At 57.9% G+C, this 25,612-nt stretch carries 21 protein-coding genes; 8 read left to right on the top strand and 13 right to left on the bottom strand.

Translation table 11 applies throughout. From position 1 onward, the window contains the following. Positions 1 to 63 precede the first annotated feature (63 nt). Both ACP86_RS07585 and ACP86_RS07590 read right to left on the bottom strand, forming a co-directional pair. Positions 64 to 2,220 carry a tRNA(Met) cytidine acetyltransferase TmcA gene (locus ACP86_RS07585; RefSeq protein WP_053113219.1) on the bottom strand — a complete coding sequence of 719 codons (2,157 nt, stop codon included), beginning with the start codon at positions 2,218 to 2,220 and terminating at the stop codon, positions 64 to 66. Beyond that, positions 2,220 to 2,597: a DUF2237 family protein gene (locus tag ACP86_RS07590; protein ID WP_008173000.1), complete on the bottom strand. Its 378-nt coding sequence runs from the start codon at positions 2,595 to 2,597 to the stop codon at positions 2,220 to 2,222. Before ACP86_RS07590 ends, ACP86_RS07585 begins: the two co-directional genes overlap by 1 nt. Before the next feature lie 38 nt (positions 2,598 to 2,635). On the opposite strand from ACP86_RS07590, the gene ACP86_RS07595 reads away from it, so the two are divergent. The 3 genes from ACP86_RS07595 to ACP86_RS07605 all read left to right on the top strand — a co-directional run bounded on the left by ACP86_RS07595 (position 2,636) and on the right by ACP86_RS07605 (position 6,883). After that, positions 2,636 to 4,957 (top strand): ATP-dependent helicase, encoded by a 2,322-nt coding sequence (locus tag ACP86_RS07595; RefSeq protein WP_053113220.1) that lies wholly within the window; start codon positions 2,636 to 2,638, stop codon positions 4,955 to 4,957. Positions 4,958 to 5,117: 160 nt separating this feature from the next. Next, positions 5,118 to 6,326, top strand: a complete 1,209-nt coding sequence (locus ACP86_RS07600; RefSeq protein ID WP_053113221.1) for an OmpA family protein — start codon at positions 5,118 to 5,120, stop codon at positions 6,324 to 6,326. 77 nt (positions 6,327 to 6,403) lie between these two features. Continuing rightward, positions 6,404 to 6,883 carry a DUF4124 domain-containing protein gene (locus ACP86_RS07605; protein ID WP_008173005.1) on the top strand — a complete coding sequence of 160 codons (480 nt, stop codon included), beginning with the start codon at positions 6,404 to 6,406 and terminating at the stop codon, positions 6,881 to 6,883. On the opposite strand, the gene ACP86_RS07610 is transcribed toward ACP86_RS07605, so the two are convergent. Then, positions 6,840 to 8,114 (bottom strand): methyltransferase, encoded by a 1,275-nt coding sequence (locus tag ACP86_RS07610; RefSeq protein ID WP_008173007.1) that lies wholly within the window; start codon positions 8,112 to 8,114, stop codon positions 6,840 to 6,842. The two genes, ACP86_RS07605 and ACP86_RS07610, sit on opposite strands and share 44 nt — an antisense overlap. Between ACP86_RS07610 and ACP86_RS07615 the strand changes: the two genes are divergently transcribed. Further along, positions 8,113 to 8,841, top strand: a complete 729-nt coding sequence (locus ACP86_RS07615; protein ID WP_008173009.1) for a tRNA/rRNA methyltransferase — start codon at positions 8,113 to 8,115, stop codon at positions 8,839 to 8,841. The genes ACP86_RS07610 and ACP86_RS07615 overlap by 2 nt on opposite strands. A 125-nt stretch (positions 8,842 to 8,966) precedes the next feature. Here ACP86_RS07615 and ACP86_RS07620 read toward each other — a convergent pair whose 3' ends face one another. Beyond that, on the bottom strand, positions 8,967 to 10,238 hold the full coding sequence (locus tag ACP86_RS07620) for a D-amino acid dehydrogenase (RefSeq protein ID WP_053115489.1): 1,272 nt from the start codon (positions 10,236 to 10,238) through the stop codon (positions 8,967 to 8,969). Positions 10,239 to 10,255: 17 nt separating this feature from the next. Continuing rightward, a complete protein-coding gene (locus tag ACP86_RS07625) occupies positions 10,256 to 11,089 on the bottom strand; it encodes a polyphosphate kinase (protein WP_053113222.1) in 834 nt (277 codons plus the stop codon). Between the two features lie 129 nt (positions 11,090 to 11,218). On the opposite strand from ACP86_RS07625, the gene ACP86_RS07630 reads away from it, so the two are divergent. Next, on the top strand, positions 11,219 to 12,028 hold the full coding sequence (locus ACP86_RS07630) for a TatD family hydrolase (protein WP_053113223.1): 810 nt from the start codon (positions 11,219 to 11,221) through the stop codon (positions 12,026 to 12,028). Then, positions 12,025 to 13,233: an HD-GYP domain-containing protein gene (locus tag ACP86_RS07635; protein WP_053113224.1), complete on the top strand. Its 1,209-nt coding sequence runs from the start codon at positions 12,025 to 12,027 to the stop codon at positions 13,231 to 13,233. Before ACP86_RS07630 ends, ACP86_RS07635 begins: the two co-directional genes overlap by 4 nt. A 51-nt stretch (positions 13,234 to 13,284) precedes the next feature. Here the strand turns inward: ACP86_RS07635 and ACP86_RS07640 are convergent, their stop codons facing one another. The 8 genes from ACP86_RS07640 to ACP86_RS07675 all read right to left on the bottom strand — a co-directional run bounded on the left by ACP86_RS07640 (position 13,285) and on the right by ACP86_RS07675 (position 21,592). Beyond that, positions 13,285 to 15,504, bottom strand: a complete 2,220-nt coding sequence (locus ACP86_RS07640) for a diguanylate cyclase domain-containing protein (RefSeq protein WP_227507837.1) — start codon at positions 15,502 to 15,504, stop codon at positions 13,285 to 13,287. Between the two features lie 56 nt (positions 15,505 to 15,560). Beyond that, the gene (locus ACP86_RS07645; protein ID WP_053113226.1) at positions 15,561 to 16,520 is read right to left on the bottom strand and encodes an ABC transporter substrate-binding protein; all 960 of its coding nucleotides are present in this window, start codon (positions 16,518 to 16,520) and stop codon (positions 15,561 to 15,563) included. A 103-nt stretch (positions 16,521 to 16,623) separates the two neighbouring features. Next, positions 16,624 to 17,532, bottom strand: a complete 909-nt coding sequence (locus tag ACP86_RS07650) for a lysine exporter LysO family protein (RefSeq protein ID WP_014578602.1) — start codon at positions 17,530 to 17,532, stop codon at positions 16,624 to 16,626. A gap of 27 nt (positions 17,533 to 17,559) precedes the next feature. Next, on the bottom strand, positions 17,560 to 17,928 hold the full coding sequence (locus ACP86_RS07655) for a hypothetical protein (protein ID WP_053113227.1): 369 nt from the start codon (positions 17,926 to 17,928) through the stop codon (positions 17,560 to 17,562). 12 nt (positions 17,929 to 17,940) lie between these two features. Further along, entirely contained in the window at positions 17,941 to 18,261 is a 321-nt protein-coding gene (locus tag ACP86_RS07660; protein ID WP_053113228.1) for a DUF2288 domain-containing protein, read from the bottom strand. Positions 18,262 to 18,356: 95 nt separating this feature from the next. Beyond that, on the bottom strand, positions 18,357 to 18,758 hold the full coding sequence (locus ACP86_RS07665) for a response regulator (protein WP_053113229.1): 402 nt from the start codon (positions 18,756 to 18,758) through the stop codon (positions 18,357 to 18,359). A 4-nt stretch (positions 18,759 to 18,762) separates the two neighbouring features. Beyond that, positions 18,763 to 20,031, bottom strand: a complete 1,269-nt coding sequence (locus tag ACP86_RS07670) for a response regulator (RefSeq protein ID WP_176443077.1) — start codon at positions 20,029 to 20,031, stop codon at positions 18,763 to 18,765. Beyond that, positions 19,928 to 21,592 carry a diguanylate cyclase gene (locus ACP86_RS07675; protein WP_227507838.1) on the bottom strand — a complete coding sequence of 555 codons (1,665 nt, stop codon included), beginning with the start codon at positions 21,590 to 21,592 and terminating at the stop codon, positions 19,928 to 19,930. Before ACP86_RS07675 ends, ACP86_RS07670 begins: the two co-directional genes overlap by 104 nt. 152 nt (positions 21,593 to 21,744) lie before the next feature. Here ACP86_RS07675 and ACP86_RS07680 point away from each other — a divergent pair, with 152 nt between their 5' ends. After that, positions 21,745 to 23,538, top strand: coding sequence for an ATP-binding protein (locus ACP86_RS07680; RefSeq protein WP_053113231.1), 1,794 nt, complete (start codon positions 21,745 to 21,747; stop codon positions 23,536 to 23,538). Then, positions 23,525 to 25,588 carry a GAF domain-containing protein gene (locus ACP86_RS07685; protein ID WP_075267616.1) on the top strand — a complete coding sequence of 688 codons (2,064 nt, stop codon included), beginning with the start codon at positions 23,525 to 23,527 and terminating at the stop codon, positions 25,586 to 25,588. Before ACP86_RS07680 ends, ACP86_RS07685 begins: the two co-directional genes overlap by 14 nt. Positions 25,589 to 25,612 lie beyond the last annotated feature (24 nt).

Raw genomic sequence — 25,612 nt, forward strand, 5'->3', positions numbered from 1 at the left:
TCTCGTTGAAAGGATACGAGAGCCCATTCTGGGCAGACACCGGCGGAAATTAAATCGAGCGAGTCACAAACCCGGGCCATCCTTCAAAAGATCACGCACCACCTGTCGCAGACGATCTTCGCCTTCTCTCTGGCCCAGGCAAAGCCTGTCCGCCTGCAGCGCGGACCAGGGCCGCCCCTGAAGAACACCCTGGCACCAGACCGCAAGCGCCTCATGGCTTTTCAGCCACGCCATGATCCCCGGCACCTGACTCAGCTTCCGCAATACCGGGACAGTAACCTGAAAGCCACGATGCCCATTGGCGAAATTGCGGAGATCCCGCAAATCATCCTTGTCCAGCGTCGGCCCGGTGGGCAGATCGGCGGTTATCCCGGCCAGCAATGTTGGCTCCAGCCCCTGCCAGTTGCCGGGCAAGAGAGTAAGCCAATGATCGGCCAGGCGGTTGCGGATGCGCCCTTCCAGATCGCGACCAGCCTGCGAAAAGCCGGCCACCATCTGCAGTGGGTATTCGCCACTGGATGCTTCCTGCTGCAAGCCAACCCTGACCACATGCAGACCGCAGGTCTGCCAAAACGCGAGCAGGTCAGCGCTGCCACCGAAGCTGGTTCCGAGGTAATCAACATCCTGCTCGGCGGCATACGCCCTGGCAGCCTGCACCATGCTTTGGCCAATGCCCGCGCGTCTGACCTCGTCTGATACTGCAATGCGGACAACCCTCAGACCCCGCAGGACCGCGGCCTCGGGATAGCCGCTGTGGCTGGCCAACGATTGCGGCAGCAGATGGCCCCGTATTCGCCGGGTACCCAGACTGACCTGCTGTGCCAGCTCATCCGGAAGGCCACCTTCGAGCGCGCACCAGAGCACACCAACCGTCTGATCGCCAATTCGCGCGCGCCAGCTACGGGCGGCCGGGTCATCCAGCCACTGCCTCAGATCAGCGGGGCTGGTCCGGTAATGGGCATCCACCAGCAACCCAAAGGCACGGGACAGAGCTTCGTCACTTGCCGTTGCCGGCTCCCAGGGTTCGATGACCAGCTCGCCGGCGCTGTATTCAGTTTTACCGGGCAAGCGACCACCGTCGGCCTCCAGCAAAAAGAGTCGGCTAATCAGGGCTTCCAGCGGATCGTTCATGGACCAGCGTACCGGCTCGCTCAACGTTACCGACTGCCACTGGGGCGTTGATTGATCAAGGACCTGTCGAAAACGAATGGCAAAGCCCCGGCCAGCCCCTTCGTAACCATGAACCGTGGTGGCGAACGCCACTCTCGGCCAGCCGAGCAGAACCGATTTCAGCAGCGGCGCCGGAATCGCTGCTGCCTCATCCACCAGGACCACTTCGGCTTCCGGCCGCAAAGCCAGCAAGTCACGCACCGGCATAAACCTCAGGCGGCCACCGGTTCGGGAGGCGAGTATCCCCGGGCTGGCTTCGGCCAATTCGTCCCCGAGAGACTCACGGGCGTGGCGAAAGAGGGTCTCCACATTCTGCTCCGAGGGCGCGGTAACCACGATGTCCTGCCTGCCTTGGCGCAACAATTCGGCTGCAGCCATGCCCATCGCCGCAGATTTGCCACGGCCCCGGTCCGCCGTCACTACCAGCGGCCGGCGCCGTCGGCCCAGGCCAAAACGGACGAGGCGCTGAACCAATTGTTCCTGATCCCGGGTGGCGGCGATTCGAAAGCGTTTCTCAGGCAGGGGTGGAACCGGCGGCCGTGATTCCGGACGGTCGGGCGACACCCGGATGACCGCATCATCGTCGGCAAGCAGGTCGGCCATGCGGGCAGCAAACGGATGGTTCGGACCATGCTCCAGACCGGTTCTCGAGTAATCGGGATCCGCAAAGCGGGACCACTCTGCCAGCGGCGGCATCAGCCAGAACAGCAGGCCACCAGCGGTGAGCGCACCCGAGAGCGCGGCAAAGGCATCCGGAGGATTGCCGTGCCAGCCATCCCAGACGATAAGCGAGACTTCACACCCGAGCCACTTTCGAGCCCCGGGAGGCGTGACCCGGGTCAGCCGGGTATCGGGGCTATGATCCGCTGGTCCCGTCCATAGGCCGCTCTGTATTTCCAACCCGGGTAACAGACCGGAAAGCCACCTGAGGTTCTGTTCCCGATCACCCTCAAGCAGAACCAGTCGGCGTTCACCGTTGGCGGTGAGGCTGTCCTGCAGGGCACGCCATGCGGACGGATCCGCTTTGGCATCGGGTCCGGAATGGCTCATCAGCTAAGGTCGGCACCATGAGACTTGAGGTCGTCCAGGGCGCATTTTTCAAGGGCAGCCCGATGGGTGGCCCGCAGTCGAACCCTGGGGGCACAGCCGGCTTCAAAGGCTTCCTGCCAGCGGCCGGCACACAGGCACCAGCTATCGCCCGCTTTCAGGCCTTCGAAACCGAATTCAGGCCTGGGGGTGCTGAGGTCGTTGCCCTGGGCTTTGGAGAATTCGAGGAATTCGTCGGTTACCACGGCGCAGACGGCGTGCAGGCCAAAATCATCCGGGCCGACGTTGCAGCAGCCATCGCGGTAAAAGCCGGTGATCGGGTCTTTGCCGCAGGTTTCGAGTTTTTCGCCAAGTACGTTTACCGATTCGGACATTTCCATGTTTAAGACCCTTTCGCTCTCATGTTTTGATCGCAATTATGCGGGAGCGGTATCCGCTCTACCAGCAGGCCGTTACAATACCGGCCATGCCGACCGAACCCCAAATTCCTGAGACCACCAACCTTCCGGACTTCCTCACCGATGAGCAGCGGGCGATTATCACCGCGGGCTATGAGCATTCGGTGATTACCGCCGTAGCCGGCAGTGGCAAGACGTCGACGCTGGCCTGGCGAATCCGGTATCTGCTGGAACAGGGCCACGATCCGGACCGGATGCTGGTGTTGATGTTCAACCGCAGCGCCCGGGTGGATTTCGAGCGCAAGCTGCAGGAGGTGTGCGCCCGGAGCGGGCTGGCGCTGCCAGAGATACGGACGTATCACGCCATGGGCTTGAGGTTGTACAAGAGGTTTGTTCGGGAGGGCTATCTGCCGGGGTTTTCGGACAAAATCCTGACCGAGCAGGAGATCAGCTTCCAGGCCTGGCAGTTGACCCGACGGCTGGCGCCGGAGGATCTGGCGGATGAGATACGGCGCAACAAGAAGGATTTTGTCGAGACGGCGACGGGGTTTATTGATCTGGTAAAGACAACGCTGTCACCGGCGGAGATCGTGTTTGAGGAGTTGGGGTATTCGGACAAGCACAAGTACCTCATTGATCTGTTCCACAGCTTCGAGCAGTGGCGTAAAAGCCAGGGCCGGATCAGTTATGCCGACATGCTGTACGAGCCGGTGATGGCGATTCACCAGAATCCGCCGTTGCAGCGGCTGGTGGGCAACAAGATGGATCTGATTCTGGTGGATGAGTACCAGGACACCAATGAAATCCAGCACCTGCTGCTGCGCTACGTGGCTGGAGACCGGGCCCGGGTGACGGTTGTTGGCGACCCGGACCAGACGATCTACGAGTTCCGGGGCGCAAAGCCCGAGTTTATTCTCAAGCGGTTCAGCGATGAGTTCGAAAGCCCGCTGGAGCAGACGCTCAGCTATACCTTCCGGTACGGCCATCGCGTCGCTTTGCTCGCCAACCATCTGATCTGCCACAACACCGGTCGCAAGGATGTGCTTTGCCATTCCCACGCTTCCACACCCGGCACGGAGATCACCCTGCATCGGTCGGAAAGCGATGCCGATGCCGTGCTTCAAATTCTTCAGGGCCAACCGGAACCGGCTCTGGCAGGCACGGCCATACTGTTCCGGGTCTGGAGTCAGAGTGTCCCTATCGAGCTGAAGTTGCTGGCTCGTCAGATTCCCTACCGGATTGATGCCGGCAAGGGCGCGCTGTTCAGCCGGGAAGTTCAGGCGATCACTGCCCTTCTGATGGTGGTGACCGGGAAACTGGAAAACCTGCCGGACGAGGATCGCCTGGAGCTGGCACGGCAGTTGTTGCGCTTTCCTCATGTGGGTCTGAAAGAGCCGGAGCTGGAGCAGTTGGCGCGTTTCCTGGCAGGATTTTCCAGTGGCTGGCACGAGCGTCTGCTGGCGATGGACTTCGACGCGCTGGCGCCCATGGCCGCCCGCAAGCTCCGGAAACTCGGCGAAGTGCTTGCCCAACTGCGCAGCTACGGAGGTCCGGTTGCAGGACTGATCAGCGTCTATGCCGAGCACACTGATCTTTACGAGGGCATCCGCAGCCTGGCGCTGACGCATGAGAGTGCCGAGGAACGGATCGATACGATACAAGGATTCCGGCAGTACCTTAAAAGCCTTGATGTCACAGCTGAAGGCGCCTTGGAACACCTGAAAACCCTCAAACAACAGGCGGGAGAAAAACAGCAGGGTGGGGTGCTGCTCTCAACGATTCACCGCACCAAGGGTCTGGAATGGCCAACAGTTATCATTCCCGGACTACAGGAGAAATACCTGCCGTACAGCCCCCGCCCCCAGGACAATGCCAGAGCATTTCTGGAAAGCGAGCGACGGCTGCTGTATGTGGCCATGACACGCACACGCCAGCGGCTGCACATGATCACCCGACCGGCCAGCAAGCAACCGCACCTGGACGGCGATCTGGGCCCAAGCCGTTTCGTGGAAGAGTGCTGTTTTGAACTTGCCGAGGAATTCGGTCGCTGGCTGGATGATCGATCTCCGGCAGAAACATCAACCATTCGGTTAACTGCCCCCCTGACACCGGTCAGCCAGCGTTACGCCGACCGGGAGAGCGTCACCCTTGAGGGCCAGGCGGCAACATTCGAAAACTCAACGGAACCACTCTGGCATCAAAAACGTCTTGGCCACGCGATCTTTGGTCCCGGCTCGGTGGTCGCCGAAGATGAGAATTCTTTCGAGGTGCATTTCGACAACGGCGAGATGCTTAACTTCAGTAAAAAAAGCGCGCATCTGTATTTTTCCGCTCTGGCCTGAAACGACCTCGGGTACGTAAAGGTCAACTGTGTACAATTGCGGACGTAACAATCCGTATCATTTTTTTGTTTTTTTTGGCCTACTGGCCTAAATTCCGGGTATACAAGCACTTTTCATGAGGAAGTGCGGTACCACAACGATAACGAACAGGAGGTTCTGCATGAACGTCATGCGTCCGATTTCCGCGGCTGTACTGGCCGCTACCCTGGCAACCCCGGCCATGGCCGATCGTCAGGAAACCGTTTACATCAACCCGTTTGCAGGTTTTCAGCTGTTTGACGACAAGCGCGATCTGAGCGAAACCGGCACCTTCGGCGTTGGTGTGGAATACCGCTTCCGTCCCCACTGGTCGGTGGAGGCGCTTTACTCACGTGCCGATGCAGACCGCAAATACGTGCCGGGCGAATCGGAATTTGATGAAGTTCGGGTTGACGGTACGTATTACTTTGCAGGGCCGGACGAAGCCTGGAACCCATACGTTTCTCTGGGCGCAGGCCATGCAGACTTTGGTTCGGACAACAGTGGCGTTCGCACCGCGGGCAGCAACCATGACGAAACCCGAGTGAACGTGGGTACCGGCTTCCGCTACAACATCAGCGACGCCGTATCACTGCGCGGTGACCTCCGTGAATTCCACGGCATTGATGAAAGCACCTTCGACACTCAGGTCTCTCTGGGCATCAGTTTTGCGTTTACCCGCACCGTGGCGCAAGCAGCGCCGGCGCCTGTGCGCCCGGCAGATGCAGATGGTGATGGCGTGCCGGATTCGCGGGACCAGTGCCCCGGCACCCCGGCAGGCGCAACCGTTGACAGCAATGGCTGCGAGCCGGATTCGGATCGCGACGGCGTGGCCGACAGTCGTGACCAGTGCCCGGACACACCGCGCGGTGCGGAAGTAAACAGCCGTGGATGTGAGCTGGACAGCGATAATGACGGCGTGGTCAACAGCCAGGATCTGTGCCCAAATACGACCGCAGGCGCAGAGGTTGATGAGACAGGTTGTGAAGGTGTAACCGAGACCATCGAAACCTTCACCATTGAAGTCCAGTTCCCGAGCAACAGTTCGGTCATCGGCAATGCCTACGATGCGGAGATCCGTCGCGTCGCTGACTTTATGCAGGAAAACCCCGAAACCATCGTGGAAATCGCCGGTCATACCGACAGCCGTGGCGCTGCCGACTACAACCAGTTCCTGTCCCAGCGTCGCGCTGAAGCAGTTGCTGGCCGTCTGACCGGGCCTCTGGGTGTTGATCCGGCACGAGTGGAAGCCGTAGGTTACGGTGAGGAGCAGCCGATCGCATCCAACAACACAGCGGACGGCCGAGCTGCCAACCGCCGGGTTGAAGCGCGCATTCAGGTTCGCCGTTAATTTAAGGTTTTACCTGAGTGGTTTGAAAAGGCGCCTTCGGGCGCCTTTTTTTGTTTCTGCAAAAATGCGAGGAACCGATGCTCAGAGCCATGGCACTGATCTTCACGCTCTCTGTTCTGGCAGTGCCGGCGCAGTCCCAGGTTTTTCGCTGCGAAAAAGACGGCAATACGGTGTTCTCGGACCAGCCCTGCGGCGAGGATGCTGAATCGCTTGAGCTACGGGATAACCGCATTGGCGGCAGTTTCAATCAGAACCTCCCGGTGCAGGAGTCCCCTGATCCAGAAGAGCAGACCGAAGAGTCAGAACAAGAAAAAGAGGCCGGCACATGCCGTTTTATCAACTCTACCGATTTGCGTCGTTATCTGGTTCGTGAGCAGGTGGTGCGAGGCATGACCCGTGACAACGTGCGCCGTGCTTTCGGCAACCCTCCTGAGACCTACACCAGCCCCCAGGAAGTCTGGATCTACCAGACCCGCTATTACGGCGCGCTCTATGAGCTGACCTATGTGTATTTCAGGGATGGCTGTGTTGAACGGGTTGAGTACCGGAAACCCTGACCGCATCAAGCAGCAGGTTGCGGGGTGTCAGTGAACGGTCGCAGAAATGCCCCAGCCTGACCCTGTACCCCTGTTCTTCCAGAAAAAGCGCGTAATCCAACACCATCCAGAGTTCCAGAGGGCGCCGGAACAGATGCCTGACCAGCTCATGGCGGCGAACCTCGGCCAGCCGTTGCACGCCAAACGCCTGCCAGTGATCAAAGTCCACCGTATCGGGTAATCGCAGCTGTTTTTTTGCCGCCGCCCAACGGCAAAAGGCGGGAAAGCCTTTGTTCAAAAGGCGGGGCGGATTCGAAGGAACCGGCAGATACTCATCACACCCACGAAGTTGCCGCTGCAGACCATCAAATCCCAGGCGCCACTGGCTGACAAGGCGGGTCTGTTCCCTCACCCGGGCCGGTGCCGTCACGGTTTCCTGAACCGCAAGCCGAAGATCGTTACGGCTCGGCTGCAGCGCTTTTGGGTGATCCGCCGCCCGCTGTGAAAGCGGCCGGTAGTGTTCCATCTCGGTGAGGTGGTAGCAGCAGGGCGAGACGCTCAATCTTGGCAACCCGGCTTCACTGCCTCGCTGCAGCAACTGCCGGTGCAGATCGCCACAAGCATGCAGTGCAACACCGTGGTGACGGCTGGGAAGCGACAAATCCTCTGCCATAACATCCTGGCAGCGGATCGACACGGGATCTCCGAACTGTTGTGCCAGTCGGTTGCCATCGCGCACCAGCTCCGGATTCCACTCGAAACCCTGTATCTCACTGGGGCAAAACGGCGCCAGCGTCCTGGACAGATGGCCCTTACCACAACACCAGTCCAGGGCGGGGTGTTCCAGCGGTGTCAGTGCCGCCGTAAAGGCGCCCGACTGCAGGCGTTTCCGACCGGGCATATCCGTGGCCCGGATTTCCGGGAGAGTCGCCTCTGATGCCTTTTCGGGTGCCGATAACAGCTCCGGCAGTTGAACCATGTCGGCGTAACGGTCGAGGGACGGCAACCATGAGGCAACCCGAGCCGCCAACTCAACCGGGCTGCCATCCAGTTGCTGGCATTCCCCATCGGTTAGTTCCGCCAGCATGGCGGCCAGTTCCGGATAACGACGCGCCCAGGCAGGCTCCGGCGTCATGAACGGCGCCGGTTGCCAGAACTCGGAATGCTGTACCAGCCAGTCGTTCAGCTGCTGCCAATGCTGGTAAAAAGATTCCGCGCCGTGGTGTAAACTCGCCGCCGGAGGTAACGTCATGCAACTGGCCTTTGTACTTGTTGAACCCAAGGTTCCGGAAAACGTCGGTGCAGCCGCCCGTGCGTTGTGCACTATGGGCTTCGGCGAACTGTGGTTGGTCAATTCCGATCTGCACACCCGCCCGGAAGCCCACTGGCTGGCCCATGGCAGCGACCATATCCTGGACAATGCGCGCATTTTCCCCGATCTGGCTGCGGTAAGAAACTCCGTAGACCTGCTGATGGGGACCTCCGCCAAGACCCGGCATCAGCGCCAGGATTGGCACGGCCCCTCAGATCTGCGGAAGGTTCTGGCCACGAAGGGTGCGTCCGTGGCAACCGCAGCACTGGTGTTTGGCCGGGAAGATCGCGGGCTGTCCAATGAAGAGCTGGCTCTCTGCGATCTGTTAACCGGCATCCCCATGAAGGTCACCTACCCCTCCCTGAACCTTGCCCAGTCGGTGATGCTCTATGCCTGGGAAATGTCCGGGCTATCGGTAGCTACGGAGAGCCAGATTGAGCCCGCAGGTGAACATCGTCTTGGCGCGCTTCGTGGACGACTCGAAACCTTGCTACCGGAACTGGACACACCGCCTGAGGGAAAACTGTCCCAGTGGGTTTTCGAGCGTTTGCCCTTGTTGTCTGATCGGGATATCGGGTTTGTTCATACGCTGTGTTCGAACATTGAGCGCGCTGTGGATTGCAGATCTCAGTCGCGCTCGAATTCCGAGGCGGAGCAGGACGGATAGCCCCTCCCGGGATACGCTGTGAATACGTCCATGTACGCTCGACGAAAACATCCATGTTTTCGACGATCCCGGGAGGGGCTATCCGCCCTGCTCTCGGGCCTTTTGCGCGCACCGGGGTATTGAGCCTACTCCTGGAATCTTCCTGGGCGGAAGGCATCCAGGCAAACGGACGGCTCCTCGCCTTCGATTACCTGGGCGATGACATCGGCACTGCCCGCGGACAGGGTCCAGCCGAAGGTGCCGTGGCCAGTGTTGAGGTAGAGGTTGTCTCGGGGACCGCGGCCGATAATCGCAGGGCCATCCGGGGTCATGGGGCGGAAGCCGGTCCAGGTTTCCGCGGCGTCGAGATCGGCGCAGCCGGGGAACCGGGACTCCACCGATTTTCGGATCGTGGCCAGCCTCGCCTCCGGAATGTCTCTGTTGAAATCCGCTAGCTCGACAAACCCTGTGGCGCGTAATCGATTGCCCAGACGAGTAGAAACCACTTTGTAGTTGTCATCGTGAATGGTGGAAGCGGGGCCTCGTTCCGGGTCCTTCATGGGGACCGTCAGGCTGTAACCTTTTACCGGATAGATGGGCAGTTCGAGGCCCAGGGGCTGAACTAGGTGGTTGGACCAGCAGCCGGCGCTGATCACCACGGCATCCACTTCCAGGGCTTCCATGACTCCATCGCTGTTTCTGACTGAAATTGCGCTGACCCTCTGGTCATCGGCAATCAGCTTTTCCGCTTCCACGTTGTAACGAACCACTATCCCCTTTGCCTCGCAGACTTTAGCGAGTTCCCGGGAAAATTTGTGGCAATCGCCGGTTCCGTCGGTGTCATAGCTCAGGGCGCCATAAAGCGGACCATTGCCAACCATGCCGGGCTCGGCGTCGCGCACCTGTTCGGGTGTGAGCAAACGGGAAGGGATGCCCAGTTCGTTCAGCAATTCATGGGTCGTCCGGTAGCCTTCCAGCGCTTCCGGTGTGCTCGCCAGGTGCAGCAGACCCTGGTGGTCGCCATCGAAGGACAGATCAAGCTCCTTCTCAAGCGCCATGAATCGCTCCCGGCTGTGGATACCGAGGCGCAACATGGCGCGGCGATTCAACCCGAACAGCCCTGGCGACCAGGCGTAACGGAGCGTGGCGAACATGAACTTGAGTGTTTCCACAGACGGCGGAAAGCGTAGCTTCAGGGGGCCATCCTGCTTGAGGATCCAGGGGATGGCCTTGAATACAATCGCGGGATCGGCCCAGGGGTACACCACCCCATAGGATCGCTGGGCCGCGTTGGCCTTGCTGGTCTCGTTGCCGGCCATTGAATGACGTTCCAGCACAGTCACCTGGTGGCCCCGGCGATTCAGTTCATAGGCGGTGGTCATTCCCACCACGCCGCCACCAACAACAGCAATGTGCATGCATTCCTCCCTCATGTTTACTCCACGCCGGTCTTCGCCAGAAGACGCCGGTACTCTTTTAAAACGCTTTCATCTTCTTTCGGATATTCCGGCGCCAGTTTCTGCAATTGCTCAGCCAGTATGGCTGCGACAATCGGGCGCGCCTGGGGCTTCCGATCGCCCGGCACGATAAACCAGGGTGCCTGCTCTGTATGGGTCGCGGCAATGGCTTCCTCGGCAAACGCTTCGTACTCCCTGCGTTTTTCCCAGCCATCGATATCGGACCGATCAAACTTCCAGCGCTTGCGCGGCTTGTCCAGACGCTTGAGAAGCCTCTGGCGATGCTCATCCTCAGACAGGTTGAGCCAGATCTTGATCACCGTGGTGCCCTCTTCCACGAGATGATTCTCGAAGTTCCGGATGGAGCGGTAACGGTTTTCCCAGTTATAGCTGTCTGCTTCATGAACCGGCCAGACCCGTTCTGCGATCACAGCCTCATGATGGCTGCGATTGAAGGCGACCATCTCACCAAAGCCGGGCAGAAACGGCGTGACCCGCCAGAGAAAGTCATGGCGGGTTTCGGCACCCCTGGGCCGGCTGAACGACCAGGCATGGAAACCAGCGGGGTCGGCGTAGGTTGCCAGAGTACGGATCAGGCTGTCTTTTCCGCTGGTGTCCGGGCCGTGGGTAACCAATAGAACCGCCCTGGACTGGTTTGCCCAGAGCCGGCGCTGATATTCACCAATCTGATCCAGACTGGCTTCCAACCCTGGCAGGGTGGTGTCATCGCCATCCAGAAAAGTCGGGTAATCCCGGAATCTCGGTTTCCCGGGTTCATAAAGAAACGAACTGGTAAACGCCGACAACCTCATCAAATTACTCCGTGCAAGTCCCTATGGAGGTAATACAGGTCAACAATCGTACAAGCTGGTAAACTTGTGAGCCCGAATTCACAGAATAGCAGCCTGTTTGCAGGTTGCGATGGAGTGTAGTACCCGGCAATGAGTAAAAAACGTCGCGAGATTCCCGTATTTGATCACCCGATCATTGAAACCCACTGTCACCTGGATTACCTCAAGGACCGTCCGCTCGAGGAAACCCTGGAGCAGGCACGAGGGGTCAATATCGAGAAAGTGATCACCATCGCGGTCTCCCCGGACAACCTCGCCAGGGTGCGGGAGCTCAGCCACGTTGCGCCCTGGGTGTATGGCACCCAGGGCATCCACCCCCACGACGCTGAAAGCTATTCCGATGACGTAGAAGCCGAAATCCGTGCCCACGCCAGGGACGAGAAGATCGTTGCGGTGGGCGAAATCGGGCTGGACTACTTTTACGACAACGCCGACCGAGATGTTCAGCGCGAGGTGTTCCGGCGTCAGCTGCAAATCGCCTGCGACACGGATCGGCCCGTGGTTATCCATAGCCGGGAAGCCGACGAGGATACCATCGAGATCCTTGGCGAATTTGAGGACACCCTGAAACGCCGCGGTGTCATTCACAGCTTCACCTCCGGCCCGGGACTTGCCCGGTATGCCCTGGATCAGGGCTGGTGCCTGGGCTTTAACGGCATCACAACATTCAACAAGGCCGAGAATGTACGCGACATCGTGCGTATGGCTCCGATTAACCAGATCCTGCTGGAAACCGACTCGCCCTTTCTTACCCCGGTACCCTACCGCGGCAAGGAAAACGCGCCCTTCTACCTGCCGTTTGTGGCCGAGAAAATCGCTGAGGTGAAAGAGCTGCCTCTGGACGAAGTGATTGGCAAGACGTATCACAACAGCCTGAGGACGTTTTTCTCCAGCGAATGATCAAGCGCGTCCCCATTTCCGCACTCAAGGTCGGCATGTACATAACCGACCTGAACAACGACTGGATTCCCCACAACACCCAGCGCAAGCGAGGTGTTATCAAAAAAGAGGAAACCATCGAGAAAATCCGCCGGATGGGGGTAGAGTTTGTCTACATCGACGCTTCAAAAGGCCTCGATTCCCAAGACTCGGAAACGGCCGCCGACGTGGATCGTCGGAACGAGTCGGCCCTGCAAAAGGCGGGTGAACTGACGCCAGGCTTGCGGCCGCATGTTCCGCTCGCCGAAGAAATCGTGATTGCCCAGCAGATCCATAGTCAGGCCCAGGGGCTGGTGGGTGAGTTCATGAACCACGCCAAGGTGGGCAGCGCTATCGATGTGGCGCCCATCCACCAGTTGGCGGACGAACTGCAACACTCCGTGCTCAGGAATGCCAACGCACTAAGCTGCCTGGGGCGCATCCGGGAAAAGGACAATTATCTTCTGGAACACTCGGTAAATCTGAGTGTGTTGATGTCCCTGTTCGGAAACCATCGTGGCCTGTCCTCCGATGTCCTGCATCAGACCATTGTGGGCGCACTTCTCCACGACCTTGGCAAAATCCTCACACCCGACGAAATACTGCACAAACCCGGCCGCCTGACACCGGAAGAGTTTGAAGTGATGAAACTCCATGCCCGTCATTCACGGGACATTCTGGCTACCACAGAGGGCATTGGCGAGCTCACCGTCATCACGGCGGCCCAGCACCACGAACGCCTCGACGGCACAGGCTATCCGGAGGGCCTGAAGGGTGATGAGATCTCGGAATACGGTCGCATGGTGGCGATCAGCGATGTATACGATGCCATTACCGCAGACCGGGTCTATCACAAGGGCATGACACCAACACAGGGTCTGAAGAAGCTTCTGGAGTGGAGCGGCACTCACCTTGATCCCAGTCTGGTCAAACAGTTTATCCGGTGCCTGGGCCTTTACCCGGTGGGTTCGCTGGTGCTTCTGGAAAGTGGTCGCCTTGGCGTCGTGGTTGAAGCCAATGAAAGTGACCAGAGGCTGCCGACTGTGCGCGTTATGTACCACACCAAATTCCGCATGCCGATCACAGTAGATACCCTCGATCTCGCGAAACCGGGCACACAGGACCGGATTCTGCGAGCCGTTGATCCGGAAACCTACAAGATTGATGTCAGGAAATTCCTCGCCTGAGAACGCTGACAGCCGCGGACAGCTCGGAATAGAGTGGTTCAACGGCTGCTATCAGGAAGATGGATCAGAGAATCGGACATAGCGATTGCGGCCCCGGTGCTTGGCCTGATACATGGCCTGGTCGGCCTGGCGCAGGAGCTGGTCGCCGTCCAGATCCTCTGCCTGCGGGAACAGCGTGTAGCCGATACTGGCTGAAACTTCGACGCTGTGATCGGCAACCCAGACAGGTTCTGCCACCCGCGCCAAAAGACGTACCAACAGGGTCTCAAGAGATGCGTCGTCCTGAACATTCATCACGATGGCCGCAAACTCATCACCACCGAGCCTCGCCAGAGTATCCTCTTGCCGGAGTTCCGAACGCATACGGGCGGCCACCTCGACAAGCAACTGGTCACCCGCCTCATGACCGAAGGCATCGTTTACCGGCTTGAACTCGTCCAGATCAATATAAACCACCGCCAGTTTGCCGCTCTGACGCCGGGTAAGAGCCATGCCTTGCTGCAATCGGTCGGCAAACAGAACCCGGTTAGGCATTCCGGTCAGGGCATCGTAATGGGCCATGATCCGGAGCTTTCTTTCCTGCTCTTTAAGCCGACTGATGTCACTGAAAATACCGACAAAATGCGAGACTTCGCCATGATCGCCACGAACACTGCTCAGTGTTACCGACAAGGTAATCGGCTCGCCATCATTGCGTCTGCTGGAAAACTCTCCGGACCAGAAGCCCTGAGACCGGGCACTGGCGAAAATACCACTGCCTTCCTCCACCGGTAGGGGTGGCAGTCTTCCTATTGCCCGATTGCGGGGCCGGCCGGTTATCGCCAGATACGCATCGTTGGCATCAATCACGATGCCGTGATTATCAGTAATGAAAATAGCCTCGCGGGCGTATTCGAAGACGCTCGCCGCCAGCCGCTGCCGCTGTTCCGCGTGTTTCCGGAGAGTGATTTCATACAGGGAGCAAAGAATCAGAGCTTCCGGTTCGTCCTCGGTGTGGACGGGCGCCATGGTAAGCTCCACCCAGATCTCCGTGCCGTCAGAGCGATTCAGAACCCATTCGCACTGTTCCACCTGACCCGCCGAAACCCGGGCCAGCATGGGCACCATTTTTTGTCGGGAGATCTGCCCGTCTGGCTGGAATTCCGGCGAAAAGACCGCCAGATCCTTGCCGACCAGTGATTCACTGGAGGTGTACCTGAGCAGGTCAACAGAAGCCCGGTTGGTATCGATGAAAAGTCCACCCCGGATCAGCAATGCAGCTTGTGGCCAACCCCGGATAAGCTGGCGCAGACGCCTCTGTTCCGCGGCCAGCTGCCGCTTGCTCTTGCCCAGCCAGAGCGACGATGCCACCAGCAACATGACCAACACCAGAATGGTAAAGACCCAGAGCCGATACTGGTGCAACGCATCCACCCAGGTAAGTTGGGGCGCCTGGTCGTAGGGCGGCACCCGCAGAGTGCGCGCCAGATACTCAACCGACTGGTAGTCCGCGGGCGGCGAAAAACCCGAAATGCCGACTGACAGCGCAACCTCGTCTTCCGGCTCAATCGCAAAAAGCGCCGACGCGATACGACGGACGGCCCGCTCGTTGACATGGGGCAGCGCCACCACGGGCCATTCCGGATATAGACGGGTTGAAACAACGTAGGGGAAACCCGCCAGCCGCTGACGGTTCAGAACCTTCACCCGGGTAAACAGATCAGGGTCTTCCTGCGCCATCTGCTCCAGTATGCTGGTTCGGATAAAGCCAACATCGGCATCTCCGGAGAGAACCGAACGAACCACTCGGTCGTGGGTGCCCATAAACCGAATCAGATTCACTCTCCGGATATCAATACCGGCATCCATCAGCTCGAGAACCTGCGTCTGGTAGCCCCCGAGGAAATGAACGCCGGGTGAGGCAATGGTCTTATCACGAATATCGGCGAGCTGCTCAATGTCGTCGCGCTCGGCCCTGGTAAAGATCACGCCACCAAGACTGCCGGTCGCAGACTGGCCGGAGCGCCTGACCAGAGTCGCCAGAACGCCGGTCAGACTGCGTTCGCTTCGGATCAGCAGAAAATGGCTGGGATTGGTAAGAAAAAAATCCAGCCGGTTGGCGGCGATCGCCCGACTCATATTCTCCTGGTTGAGAATCTCGAGCTCTATCTGGATGCCGGTTTCTAGGGTCAGGTAGTCGGTCAAAGGCTGGTAGCGTTCCCGGAGCACGTCATCCGGGCGGTAGGCGAATACGCCCAGAGTCAGTGTTTCATCAGCATTGGCTGATGTCATCGCCACAAATTCCGTGGCAAACAGAAAACAAAGACAGACAGCAAACCGGCGAATGTTCAAGAGACCCTCGCCGGCAAAAACGAAGAATCTGACAAGCGCTGGATGACCGGATTCTGATCAATCATCCCCTCTGCCAGCATCAGGCGAGACAGGGATCCGGCCCTGGTTTCGATGGGTCCGGCTGCTCTGAGATAACGCTGGTTTGCGGCCAGATCCGGCAGCATAACGCTGGCCAGTGCCATGCGGACCTCGTCCGGGCTGATCCCCTGACGGGTGGCAATCCGGTATATTGAGTCGTGCATGCTCCGCACCAGGTGCTGCAGGCCGGTAAAATGTCCGGTCAACAGGTCGCGAACCGCTCTGGAATTGCTCTCTGCCGCTTTCCGGGTCACCACCAGCACATCAAAGATGGTTTCCGGAACGTCGCTACTATCGAAGAGTCTGACGCCTCCGGCGTTCTCTATGAGTGACGCTGTTGGCTCGTAGCACACGGAAGCATCCACTTCACCGCGGGACCAGGCTTGTGCATGCTGGCTTACCGGCAAATCCACTTTTATCACGTCGCTGCGACCGAGCCCCGCGACTTCGAGGATTTTAAACAGCATAACGCCGGAGACACCGTCCAGCTCTACCGCAATCCGCTGCCCCTTGAGGGCTGTCAATTCGGTGATTGATGGCTTGACCATCAGAACATCGGCGCCGGCGGACACATCAGCGACAGCAACCACAACCAATTCCAGCCCTCTCGACCAGACGCGTATGGTTTCATCCAGAGTCAGCGCCGCCCCATCAAGCGCCCCTGAAAGCAGGCCTTCCATGGAGTCTTTGGCAGACGTGCCCGGCACCAGCGCAACCGTATCCGGCAACCAGTTGAAATCACGGGCAAGGTACAGTGGCTCGTAGCCGATCCAGGGGTGAATACCGAACCTCAGCGGGCCGGAATCGCTGCAACCCGGCAATCCCGCCGCGGACAGTCCGGCTGCTATCGATAAACCAAGGAATTCACGGCGTTGCATCAGGCTCCGGACCGGGTAAAGACATTAACATTTGTCAATAAACGACAGTTTACTGCTTCACATACTACCCGTAAAACCGCAACTTGCCTTGCACCGTGTCAATTTATCCCAAAGACAGGAACACCCCCATCAGCACCGGCGAGAGAAAAGACAGCAAGAAACCGGAGGCGATCGCCACCGGAACACAGGTCAGCCCGCCACTGCTGCGGATTACCGGCAGGGTGAAGTCCATGGCGGTAGCGCCACCATAACCAATAGCCATGGCCGGCCTGTTGGCAATCAACAAGGGGATGATTGCCAGCGCAACAATCTCCCTGAGCACATCATTGAGGAAGGCCACGCCGCCCCACGCAGGGCCAAGGGCTTCGCCGATGACAATGCCGGACAGCGAGTACCAGCCAAACCCGGAGGCAACCGCCAGGGCGTCGTGCCAGGGCAACCCAAGCCAGGGTATCAACAGGGCACCGGCCACCAGGGAACTGAGCGTTAGAGCCAGCGCGATACCGAGCCCCTGACGATTCATCAGCAGTTTGCGCAGCGACAGCCCGGCATTGCGCAACTGCAGGCCGATCAGAAACAGCAGCAACATCAGAGACCACGTCGCCAGCTGTTCCGCCATGGGCATGTCCGGCAACAGGTAGTAGCCGGCAAGCAGCCCGGCAATAACCGCCACCAGCGGTTTCAGGCCAGCCAGAAAAAGCCGGCGGTATCCGGGGCTGACACTGCCCTCGACCCGCTCGATGGACATTGGCTGCCAGCGGTGGAACATCCAGAGCCCAAACATGTTGGCGACGAAAAGCACCAGCACCAGTGCCAGTACCTGAGTCGCCATGCCACCCAGTTGCGCCGCCAGGCCCTCCATCTGGCCAAGCCCCAGGCCCAGCAGCAACAGGATGAAGTAAACCAGTGCCTCCACCGTGTAATGGATCACCGTCATGGCCCGGCGGTTTTCCAGGGCGATGGCAAACCCCAGAAAAAGGGGAGCAAGAATGAGCAAGGCTCCAGTCAGCATGGCGTCCTCGAAACAAAAAGGGGGTTATCAGGTCAGGGGTTTGAACTGGTCGGGGTCGGCATCCGGGCTGGCCTGTTCACCCTGGGGAACGCCGATGGTGCGGGCAAGACGTTGGGCGGTAACGGACCAGACCGCATAATCTCCGGGCTTCGGCTCATAGCCTTTTCCCATCATGGTGCCGGCGACGCTCCTCAGAACCGATTCAGCCCGGGCCTGGGTTGGCCAGGGCCCACGGCAGAACTGCCCATCCGGGCGCGCCTGGTCTGGGCCAGAGAGAGCGACCAGGCCCCAATGGCCGCCGCCTGCTGGCCGGATGTGTAGCTCGATGCGTTGGCCGTCTTTCACCATGACAAGATCCCGGAGCGGGCTACGGCCGTGGAAATAGTGGAGCTTCATGGCGTTATGCTGTCAGTGCAGAACATGCCCTGACCTGTCCTGAACGAGAACCCAGGGTGCTATGACGACCGCCCAGAGTTCCGCATTGCGATCATACCAATCCTGCGCGGTGTCCGGCGCAACCTCACCAACGCGACCATCGTTCATCCACTGCTCGAAACGAGCTTTGTTATCCGCCGCCAACTCAGTCGCCACTTCAAGCAGATCCAGGTCCGGCGACACCCTGACGACCTGCCCCCTCGCAAAGTAGGTCTGCAGTTCGTGCCAGTGGATGCGAGAAGTCTCAAGATTCAGCTTGGCTTTCAGTTCGTCCCGGGACTGGGAGGAAGACATGGATACCTCATTTAAAATTCAGAACTCAAGGCTCGCCAGACTACCGGAAATTACACTCACTCGCACCTTTCCACCGCCAGTGAAGAAACCCTGCTCTACCCCTGCGCACCTTGCACCATTTCTGCAATCTGCTCAGACAAGGTCATTGGGTCAAATGGTTTTGGGATCACTCCCAGGGCGCCCAGTTCCTGGTATTCTCTGATTTCCGACTTCTGCAGCCGCGCGGTCATGAATATCACGGGAACATCGGCCATACCATCGAGCTCTCGCAAGGCTTTGAGCGTTGTCGGACCGTCCATACCGGGCATCATCACATCCAACAGGATAAGTTCAGGATCAAATCCCGATGCGGTCTCGACAGCAACGGCGCCGGACTCGCACAACGCGATTTCGAAACCACCAACATCCTGAAGGGCGATTTCAGCGATCGCTCGGATGTCCGGGTCGTCCTCAACGTACATTACCCGAGAGATTGAGGGACTGTTGACTGCTGTCATGTCGTCAATCCTTCACTGGCGCTTCTGTATCAATTCCCAGACGCCGTAGAAGCCGCTGGCACTCTTCGGAGCGATCACTGCCAGCGGCCAACATAGCTGCAGCGCGCATGATAAGTCTATCCTCCTGGGTGGAGTCCGTTGGCAAAAAATGGACGGCTCCGATCAACTCCCTTACTCGTAATGGCAAGCGCCACTGCACTTTGAGGCGGTTGCCGTAAGCCTGTGACCATTTGCGCAACAGCTGCTCTGCTTCAGTCATCTCAAGAGAGCCACCAAGCGCAATAAAATCGTTGAGCACTTTCAGAACCGCCAGCTCTCCGACGCGGCTCAGCAAACCGGCTTTCTGCAGAGGAACCGGCGGTTTTTTCAGCTTAATAGCGAGAGTCTGGGCCTTTTTAGCAACCTGGAGCGCGGCATCATAATGAGTCCTCGACAGCTCTCTCAGCGCCTCGTGCTTCAACTTACCAGTTACATCCAGGGACAGCGCCAGAACCTGATTGAGCGTGAGGGCTACTCCCATTGAGGAAATGGCATCTCTCAAGCTTTCGACCGGTTTACCAGTGCGACGAAAAGACGTGCTATTGGCCACATCCATCAACCTTGCGGTTACGCTCGCCTCTTCCCGCCAACGCTCAGCAAGTTGCGCAGGTGACAAGTCATCCTGACGGCTGATCAATTCGAGAACATCCGCGGGATCGACATCGGATGGCAACTGAACAACCTCTTCCAAGGAGCTCTCAAGCAATTCGGAAACATCAGGAACGCTCGTCTGCGAAGGTTTTAGTACTTTCACCAGACGCTCGTGCAACTGCTTCACGTCGAACGGCTTGGTCATGTATCCGTCGATACCAAAATGAGCGGCCTGTAGCACAGAATCACGATCTGATCGCCCTGAGACCATGACGATGGGCACGTCGGTATCTGTTTTTCGAATCTGTTTTACAAGATCAAGCCCGGCCCCATCCGGCAAATTCCAATCGGTAATGAAGAGATCGAACGTGTTGGCCCTTACACATTCATAAGCTTCGTCCAGGGTTTCTGCGATTTTAACCAGAGCGCCCGGGTATATCCCGGCAACCACTGTCTCCAGCAGTTCGGATACCAGATCATCATCTTCCAGGATTAGCGCTTTCAAACGACTACCACCCAATATGTAGAAAACACCATCATTACTGCGCGTCGTGAATTGTAACCCCGGCGCGACCCCCACGCTTGCGGCGATAAAGCGCCTGATCTGCTGCTTCCAGGGCCGACTCTCCACTTTCGAAGTCATTGATGCCTGCGACCCCGGCACTGAGCGTGACATGAAAGCTTTTTTCACCAACCGGAAAGGTCAGCTCGGAAAAGCTCTCGCAGATGCCACTGACCAGTTTTGCCGCTGCCTGCACCGAACAATCCGGCAAAACCAGCATGAACTCCTCACCACCGTAGCGGCCAATCATATCCGTTTCTCTCAGGCGATTCCGTAACAGATTTGCAAGCGCCCGTATCACAATATCGCCGTAGCGATGGCCCCAGGTATCGTTGACTTGCTTAAAGTAGTCCAGATCAATCATCACGACACTGGACTGGTGTCCAAGACGGCGGCAACGGGCCAATTCCTTTTCCAATTCCTGCTTGATCAACGAGTGCTTGAGCAGCCCAGTGAGGCTGTCACGATTCATCAGATCCGATAGCTGACGGGCGCGGTAACACCGAATACGAACTGAGCGGACGAGGTAATCATCCGAGACTGGCTTCACGAGAAACTCGTCAGCCCCTTTGGACAGGGCTTCCAGCTGATCGTCCGGGTTGTCCTCCGAAGAGAGATAAATGATTGGCAGACTCAGCCAACGGGACTCGAAACGAATGAGGCGAGCAAGGGTGACCCCAGAGTAATCTCCAATCTGGACATCCATCAGGACGATGTCCGGCTGGAAGGCAGAGAGCTCCGGCATCAGGCGCTCGGGCTCGGTCAGAGATCGTGCCTCAATGCCGGCGGCCCGGAGAACCAGACAATAGTGCTCCGCTAACTCCTCGTCATCTTCCACGATAAGGACTCGGCCGTTCACGCCAGTACTGCGCTCCACAGCCAGGGACTCAATGCGTTCAGCCAGTTCCGGTACATCAATTGGGGCAGCGAAGTAAGCTGAGGCACCTGCTTTCGCAACCTGGTAACTGTTCGCAAAGGAGTCATCGTTACCGACAGCAACCACTGGCAGCCGGCGCCGTGAGCCTGTTCCTCCCCGGCTTTTCAAATGCGGTATGACGACAGGCAAAACGGAGTCATAACAAAGAACGGCAGCAGCGCTGCCACTTTCCCTGGCTGAACTGCGCAAAGCTTCTTCGTCGTGCACGTCTACAAACTGGCAAACAAACCCGTAGCGTGCCAGCTCAGACAACAACGAACCAACACCACCAGTCCTGTCGGAGTCCACCACAATGATCCGCACCTGCATGCCATGACTGCCATGGCTGCCATCAACACGATGTTGTTCGGTTGAAACCGTCTTATCAGGAGCGGAAACAGGCGACTTCCGGGAATTCGTTTCCACCAATCCCGCCAGGGAATCGATACCGTCGGCAAAGCCATCAGAAACCTGGATAGACTGCTGGTGAATACCGGAAGCCGCGCCCAACTCTTCTGCCTGGCTTTTCAGCTTCTTTTCGAGCAGACGGGCTTGCTGTCCCAGTTCAGGCAGACCGAAAGTCCCGGCCGATCCGGCAAGTCGATGCAAAGACTGATAGCACCGGATGAGCCCCTCTGCAGATAACTTGCCAGCACGAGCCTGATCAGCGTAGGCGCTCAGCTCCCGAAGATCATTGTTAGCTCTCTCGAGAAATTTGGCTCTCAAAGCTTCTAACTTCTCCGAGACACTATTATCGGACTGCGAAACCACTCACTTTCCCCCGGCAAAAACAGTTTGCCGCACTGATTAAATCCACTATTCTCGGCTCTAATGAAATCACGTTCCGGGCCGCAAGGCTATTGCTCCAAGGAAGTAATTTGAAAAGTTTGTCCCTCGGTACCCGCATTGCCCTGATAACCGTTCTTACCAGCGCCGTTACAGTTTTGATTCTGCTGGGAACCGCCTACACAGAACTGCTTCGGGATTTCGAGCGGGTACTCACACAAAAGCAGTTAATCGAAACACGAAGCCTGGCGGACGAGGTCAACCGCTCCCTGGAAACACGCATTTCAGCATTACAAGCCCTCGCAGCCACGCTCACCGACGGCGAAAAACTGATTTCCAAACGTCGAATGGACAACCTGTTGGGTCGCCAAACCTCTCTCAGCAACTACTTCGGTGAGGGACTTACCGTGATGGACGCAAATGCTGTCGCCATCGCGGAGAATATTTTCGTTCCAGGACGGATCGGCACCTCCTACGCCGACCGAAGTCACTTCAGACGAGCGATCGCCACCCGCAAACCGGTGATCAGCAGCCCGATCATCGGGCGTAGAACAGGTCTCCCACTACTTTCGTTTCTGGCACCAATCGAAAGCGACGAAGGGGACTTGTTGGGCTTTGCAGGCGGCATTATCAATCTTGAGCAATCCGACCTGATCCCTTCTTCCTCAAGCAATAACCGAAATGCATTGTTCAAGGTCATCGACACTGAACGCTTCATTCAGGTGGATTCGCTAGCCTCAAACACCCCCATGCCAGAGCTTCCGACACCGGGAGAGGATCTGATCATCGACGCAGCCCTTTCAGGCGTTACCTCGGGCGTGGTAACAGACAGAGATGGCCAGAAGTGGATCTATGCCACTGAACATCTCCAACGGGTGGGATGGATGTTTCTACGCGCCGTCCCCTATGAAACCGCCACCCAACCTGCCTGGGCATCTTTCCGGAAATTCCTGATGGCAAGTGTATTTGCCACGTTGCTGCTTGCGGCAGCAGCGCTGGCCCTCACGCGCGCCGCAACCCGCCCCCTTGAGCTTATGTCCAGAAGAATACGGAGCATGACCCGTGATGGTTCGGTCTCGGGACGCGTCTCCGAGTCGGGCCCTCCGGAAATCCGTAATCTGGCTGCGGCGTTCAATACCCTGATGAAGGAACGGGAAGGGCTCGACCGCCTGAAAGACGAGTTCATCTCCACGGTAAGCCATGAACTGAGAACCCCACTCACCTCTATCAATGGCTCTCTGCAGTTACTGCGTTCCGGCGCCGCAGGCGACTTGCCGCCCAAAGCTTCGGCGATGGCTGATGTGGCCTTCCGGAACAGCGAACAGCTGCAGCACCTGATATCAGACCTGCTGGATTTCAACAAGACGGTCGCCGGCCGGATGCCCATTTACCCGCAAGAGCTGAGTGCCCGAAGGGCTGTTATTGGTGCCTGTCAGGGCAATAACGCCATGGCCAATCATTATCGTGTTCTGCTTGAACCGGATGATTCTGAAGACCATCAAATTGTCGCTGACCCCGTAAGGCTGCGGCAGATACTGGATAATTTCATAAGCAACGCTATCAAATTTTCACCGGTCGGAAGCTCAGTACGTATACGGTCCTCCGTTTCATCGGATGGACAGATAAGAATCACTGTTGCGGACGAAGGTGAGGGCGTTCCGGAAGCATTCGAAGCCCGTCTGTTCCAACGATTCGAGCAGGCAGAATCAGGAACAGATCGCGCCAAAGCCGGTACAGGCCTTGGACTCGCGATTACGAGGGAACTGTCCAGGCTCATGGATGGTGAAGTGGGCTACTATTACGACAAGGGAGCCCACTTCTGGGTTGAGTTACCTGCGGCAAAGTCGAACCATTCGCAAGCTGGAGGCGAGCGTGAAAACGCCTGAGTTCCCGCCCAACGAATCCCACCGACTGTCAGCCCTGAATGAGCTGGCGCTTCTGGATACATTGCCTGAAGAAAGGTTCGACAGACTTACTCGGCTCGCCGCGCGAACTCTTGACGCTCCAATTGCTCTCGTTTCCCTGATTGACAAGGACCGACAATGGTTTAAGTCACGGCAAGGACTGGGCGCAACGGAAACCGGCCGGGATATCTCCTTTTGCGGTCATGCGATTCTGAGCGAAGAAACGCTAGTGATCGAGAACGCACTCAACGATGAGCGATTCCATGACAACCCCCTGGTAACCGGTGACCCTAATATCCGATTTTACGCCGGTGCACCGCTTCATGATCCTCAGGGCCACAGAGTAGGAACGCTGTGTATTATCGATCGAAAGCCTCGGTTTTTTTCGGAGGAAGAGAAGACGACACTGAGAGATCTGGCAGGTCTCGTGGAACGCGAGTTTTCGATCGGTGCAATCCGGGACCACTCCGAGGATCGTACCCGAGCACTCAACGTGCTGACGGAGATTGTGCTGGATTCTGCCGGTGACACCGATGAGCGAGCGGCGAGAGCCCTGAGGATCGCCTGCGACTACCTGGGTCTAGAAACCGGCATTGTCAGCCGGGTCACCGACACGGTGTATACCATCCACTGGCATTTCACCCGTGGCACTAACCCGATCGAAAACGGCACGACCTTACCCCTCGAACAAACCTATTGCTCCCTGCTCCTCGAATCCAGCCATAAATTGTTTGCCATTCAAAACATGGCCGAATCCGGATTCACCAACCGCCCGTGTTACGAGATCTTCGGGCTAGAGACGTATCTGGCAGCGCCTATCTGGATCGACGGCGAAATCTTTGGAACCGTAAACTTCTCGTCGCACTCGCCCAGACATCGCCCGTTCAGCGCAACAGAGGAGATGTTCGTCACCCTCTTTGCAGACTGGGTGGCCGATACCCTTTATCGCGTCCAGCGCACAGAAACCCTGAACAAACTGGTAACCCAGGCGCCCGGTATGCTTTACCAATACCGCCTGTGGCCTGACGGACACAGCAGTTTTCCTTACACCAGCCCAGGCATTAAAGAGATCTATGGGATTGACGCCGAAGAAGCGGCTATCGACGCCAACAAAGCCATAGCCCGGGTACACCCTGATGACCTTCCCGGGGTGCTCAAGTCGATTGAGGAATCTGCACAGGCCCTTTCTCAATGGCAGCTCCGGTACCGAGTGCGCCTGGATACCGGTGGCTGGAGCTGGGTTGAGGGACTGGCACAACCGGAGGCTCTGCCCGATGACAGCATCCTGTGGCACGGTTACATCACCAATGTTGATGAACGCCAGAGAATCGATGAAATGAAGAACCAGTTCATCTCCACCGTCAGCCATGAATTACGAACACCATTAACCTCAATATCCGGTTCTCTGGGGCTGATCCTTGGCGGCGCAACCGGTCCAATCAACGAGAAAACCGCTCAGATGCTTGCTATTGCCCAGCGTAACAGTAAACAACTGCGGCATCTTATCGACGATCTTCTTGATATAGAAAAGCTGGTCAGCGGCAACGTGACGTTCGACGCGTCTGTCCAGAGACTGGATAAAGCAGCCGAGGCAGCCATCGAAGAGATCCAGCCGATGGCCAGAAAGCGAGGCGTCGAGGTGCAACTGAATGTCCTGGAACGAGACCTGTATGCCAACTACGACATTGTTCGGCTTACCCAGGCCATAACAAATCTTCTGTCAAACGCAATCAAGTTTTCCCCCGGAGGTGCTGCCGTTGAGGTGGATCTGCTCAAATCCGGAGATAACGCGAAACTCAAGGTCCGGGATCAGGGTCCCGGAGTACCTGAAAGTTTCCGGGAGCGGATTTTTCAGAAATTTGCCCAGGCAAATTCGACGTCTTCACGAACCAAGGAAGGAACCGGGTTGGGCCTCGCGATTACGCGGGAATTGATGCAGGCAATGGGCGGTGAGGTCGATTTCGAATCCGAAGAGGGATCTGGCGCCTGCTTCTGGATCACCTTGCCGCTCGCGGAGCCGGGGAATCAATAAGGCCCCCGGCTCGCAAACGGTATG

Origin of the sequence: Marinobacter sp. CP1 (assembly GCF_001266795.1) — a bacterium.
GTDB classification, from domain to species: Bacteria; Pseudomonadota; Gammaproteobacteria; order Pseudomonadales; family Oleiphilaceae; genus Marinobacter; species Marinobacter flavimaris.

Excerpts from the sequence above, each read along its gene's own strand:
- ACP86_RS07585 (WP_053113219.1), bottom strand. The coding sequence starts at position 2,220 with ATGAGCCATTCCGGACCCGATGCCAAAGCGGATCCGTCCGCATGGCGT.
- ACP86_RS07590 (WP_008173000.1), bottom strand. The coding sequence starts at position 2,597 with ATGGAAATGTCCGAATCGGTAAACGTACTTGGCGAAAAACTCGAAACC.
- ACP86_RS07595 (WP_053113220.1), top strand. The coding sequence starts at position 2,636 with ATGCGGGAGCGGTATCCGCTCTACCAGCAGGCCGTTACAATACCGGCC.
- ACP86_RS07600 (WP_053113221.1), top strand. The coding sequence starts at position 5,118 with ATGAACGTCATGCGTCCGATTTCCGCGGCTGTACTGGCCGCTACCCTG.
- ACP86_RS07605 (WP_008173005.1), top strand. The coding sequence starts at position 6,404 with ATGCTCAGAGCCATGGCACTGATCTTCACGCTCTCTGTTCTGGCAGTG.
- ACP86_RS07615 (WP_008173009.1), top strand. The coding sequence starts at position 8,113 with ATGCAACTGGCCTTTGTACTTGTTGAACCCAAGGTTCCGGAAAACGTC.
- ACP86_RS07610 (WP_008173007.1), bottom strand. The coding sequence starts at position 8,114 with ATGACGTTACCTCCGGCGGCGAGTTTACACCACGGCGCGGAATCTTTT.
- ACP86_RS07620 (WP_053115489.1), bottom strand. The coding sequence starts at position 10,238 with ATGCACATTGCTGTTGTTGGTGGCGGCGTGGTGGGAATGACCACCGCC.
- ACP86_RS07625 (WP_053113222.1), bottom strand. The coding sequence starts at position 11,089 with ATGAGGTTGTCGGCGTTTACCAGTTCGTTTCTTTATGAACCCGGGAAA.
- ACP86_RS07630 (WP_053113223.1), top strand. The coding sequence starts at position 11,219 with ATGAGTAAAAAACGTCGCGAGATTCCCGTATTTGATCACCCGATCATT.
- ACP86_RS07635 (WP_053113224.1), top strand. The coding sequence starts at position 12,025 with ATGATCAAGCGCGTCCCCATTTCCGCACTCAAGGTCGGCATGTACATA.
- ACP86_RS07640 (WP_227507837.1), bottom strand. The coding sequence starts at position 15,504 with ATGACATCAGCCAATGCTGATGAAACACTGACTCTGGGCGTATTCGCC.
- ACP86_RS07645 (WP_053113226.1), bottom strand. The coding sequence starts at position 16,520 with ATGCAACGCCGTGAATTCCTTGGTTTATCGATAGCAGCCGGACTGTCC.
- ACP86_RS07650 (WP_014578602.1), bottom strand. The coding sequence starts at position 17,532 with ATGCTGACTGGAGCCTTGCTCATTCTTGCTCCCCTTTTTCTGGGGTTT.
- ACP86_RS07655 (WP_053113227.1), bottom strand. The coding sequence starts at position 17,928 with ATGAAGCTCCACTATTTCCACGGCCGTAGCCCGCTCCGGGATCTTGTC.
- ACP86_RS07660 (WP_053113228.1), bottom strand. The coding sequence starts at position 18,261 with ATGTCTTCCTCCCAGTCCCGGGACGAACTGAAAGCCAAGCTGAATCTT.
- ACP86_RS07665 (WP_053113229.1), bottom strand. The coding sequence starts at position 18,758 with ATGACAGCAGTCAACAGTCCCTCAATCTCTCGGGTAATGTACGTTGAG.
- ACP86_RS07670 (WP_176443077.1), bottom strand. The coding sequence starts at position 20,031 with ATGACTTCGAAAGTGGAGAGTCGGCCCTGGAAGCAGCAGATCAGGCGC.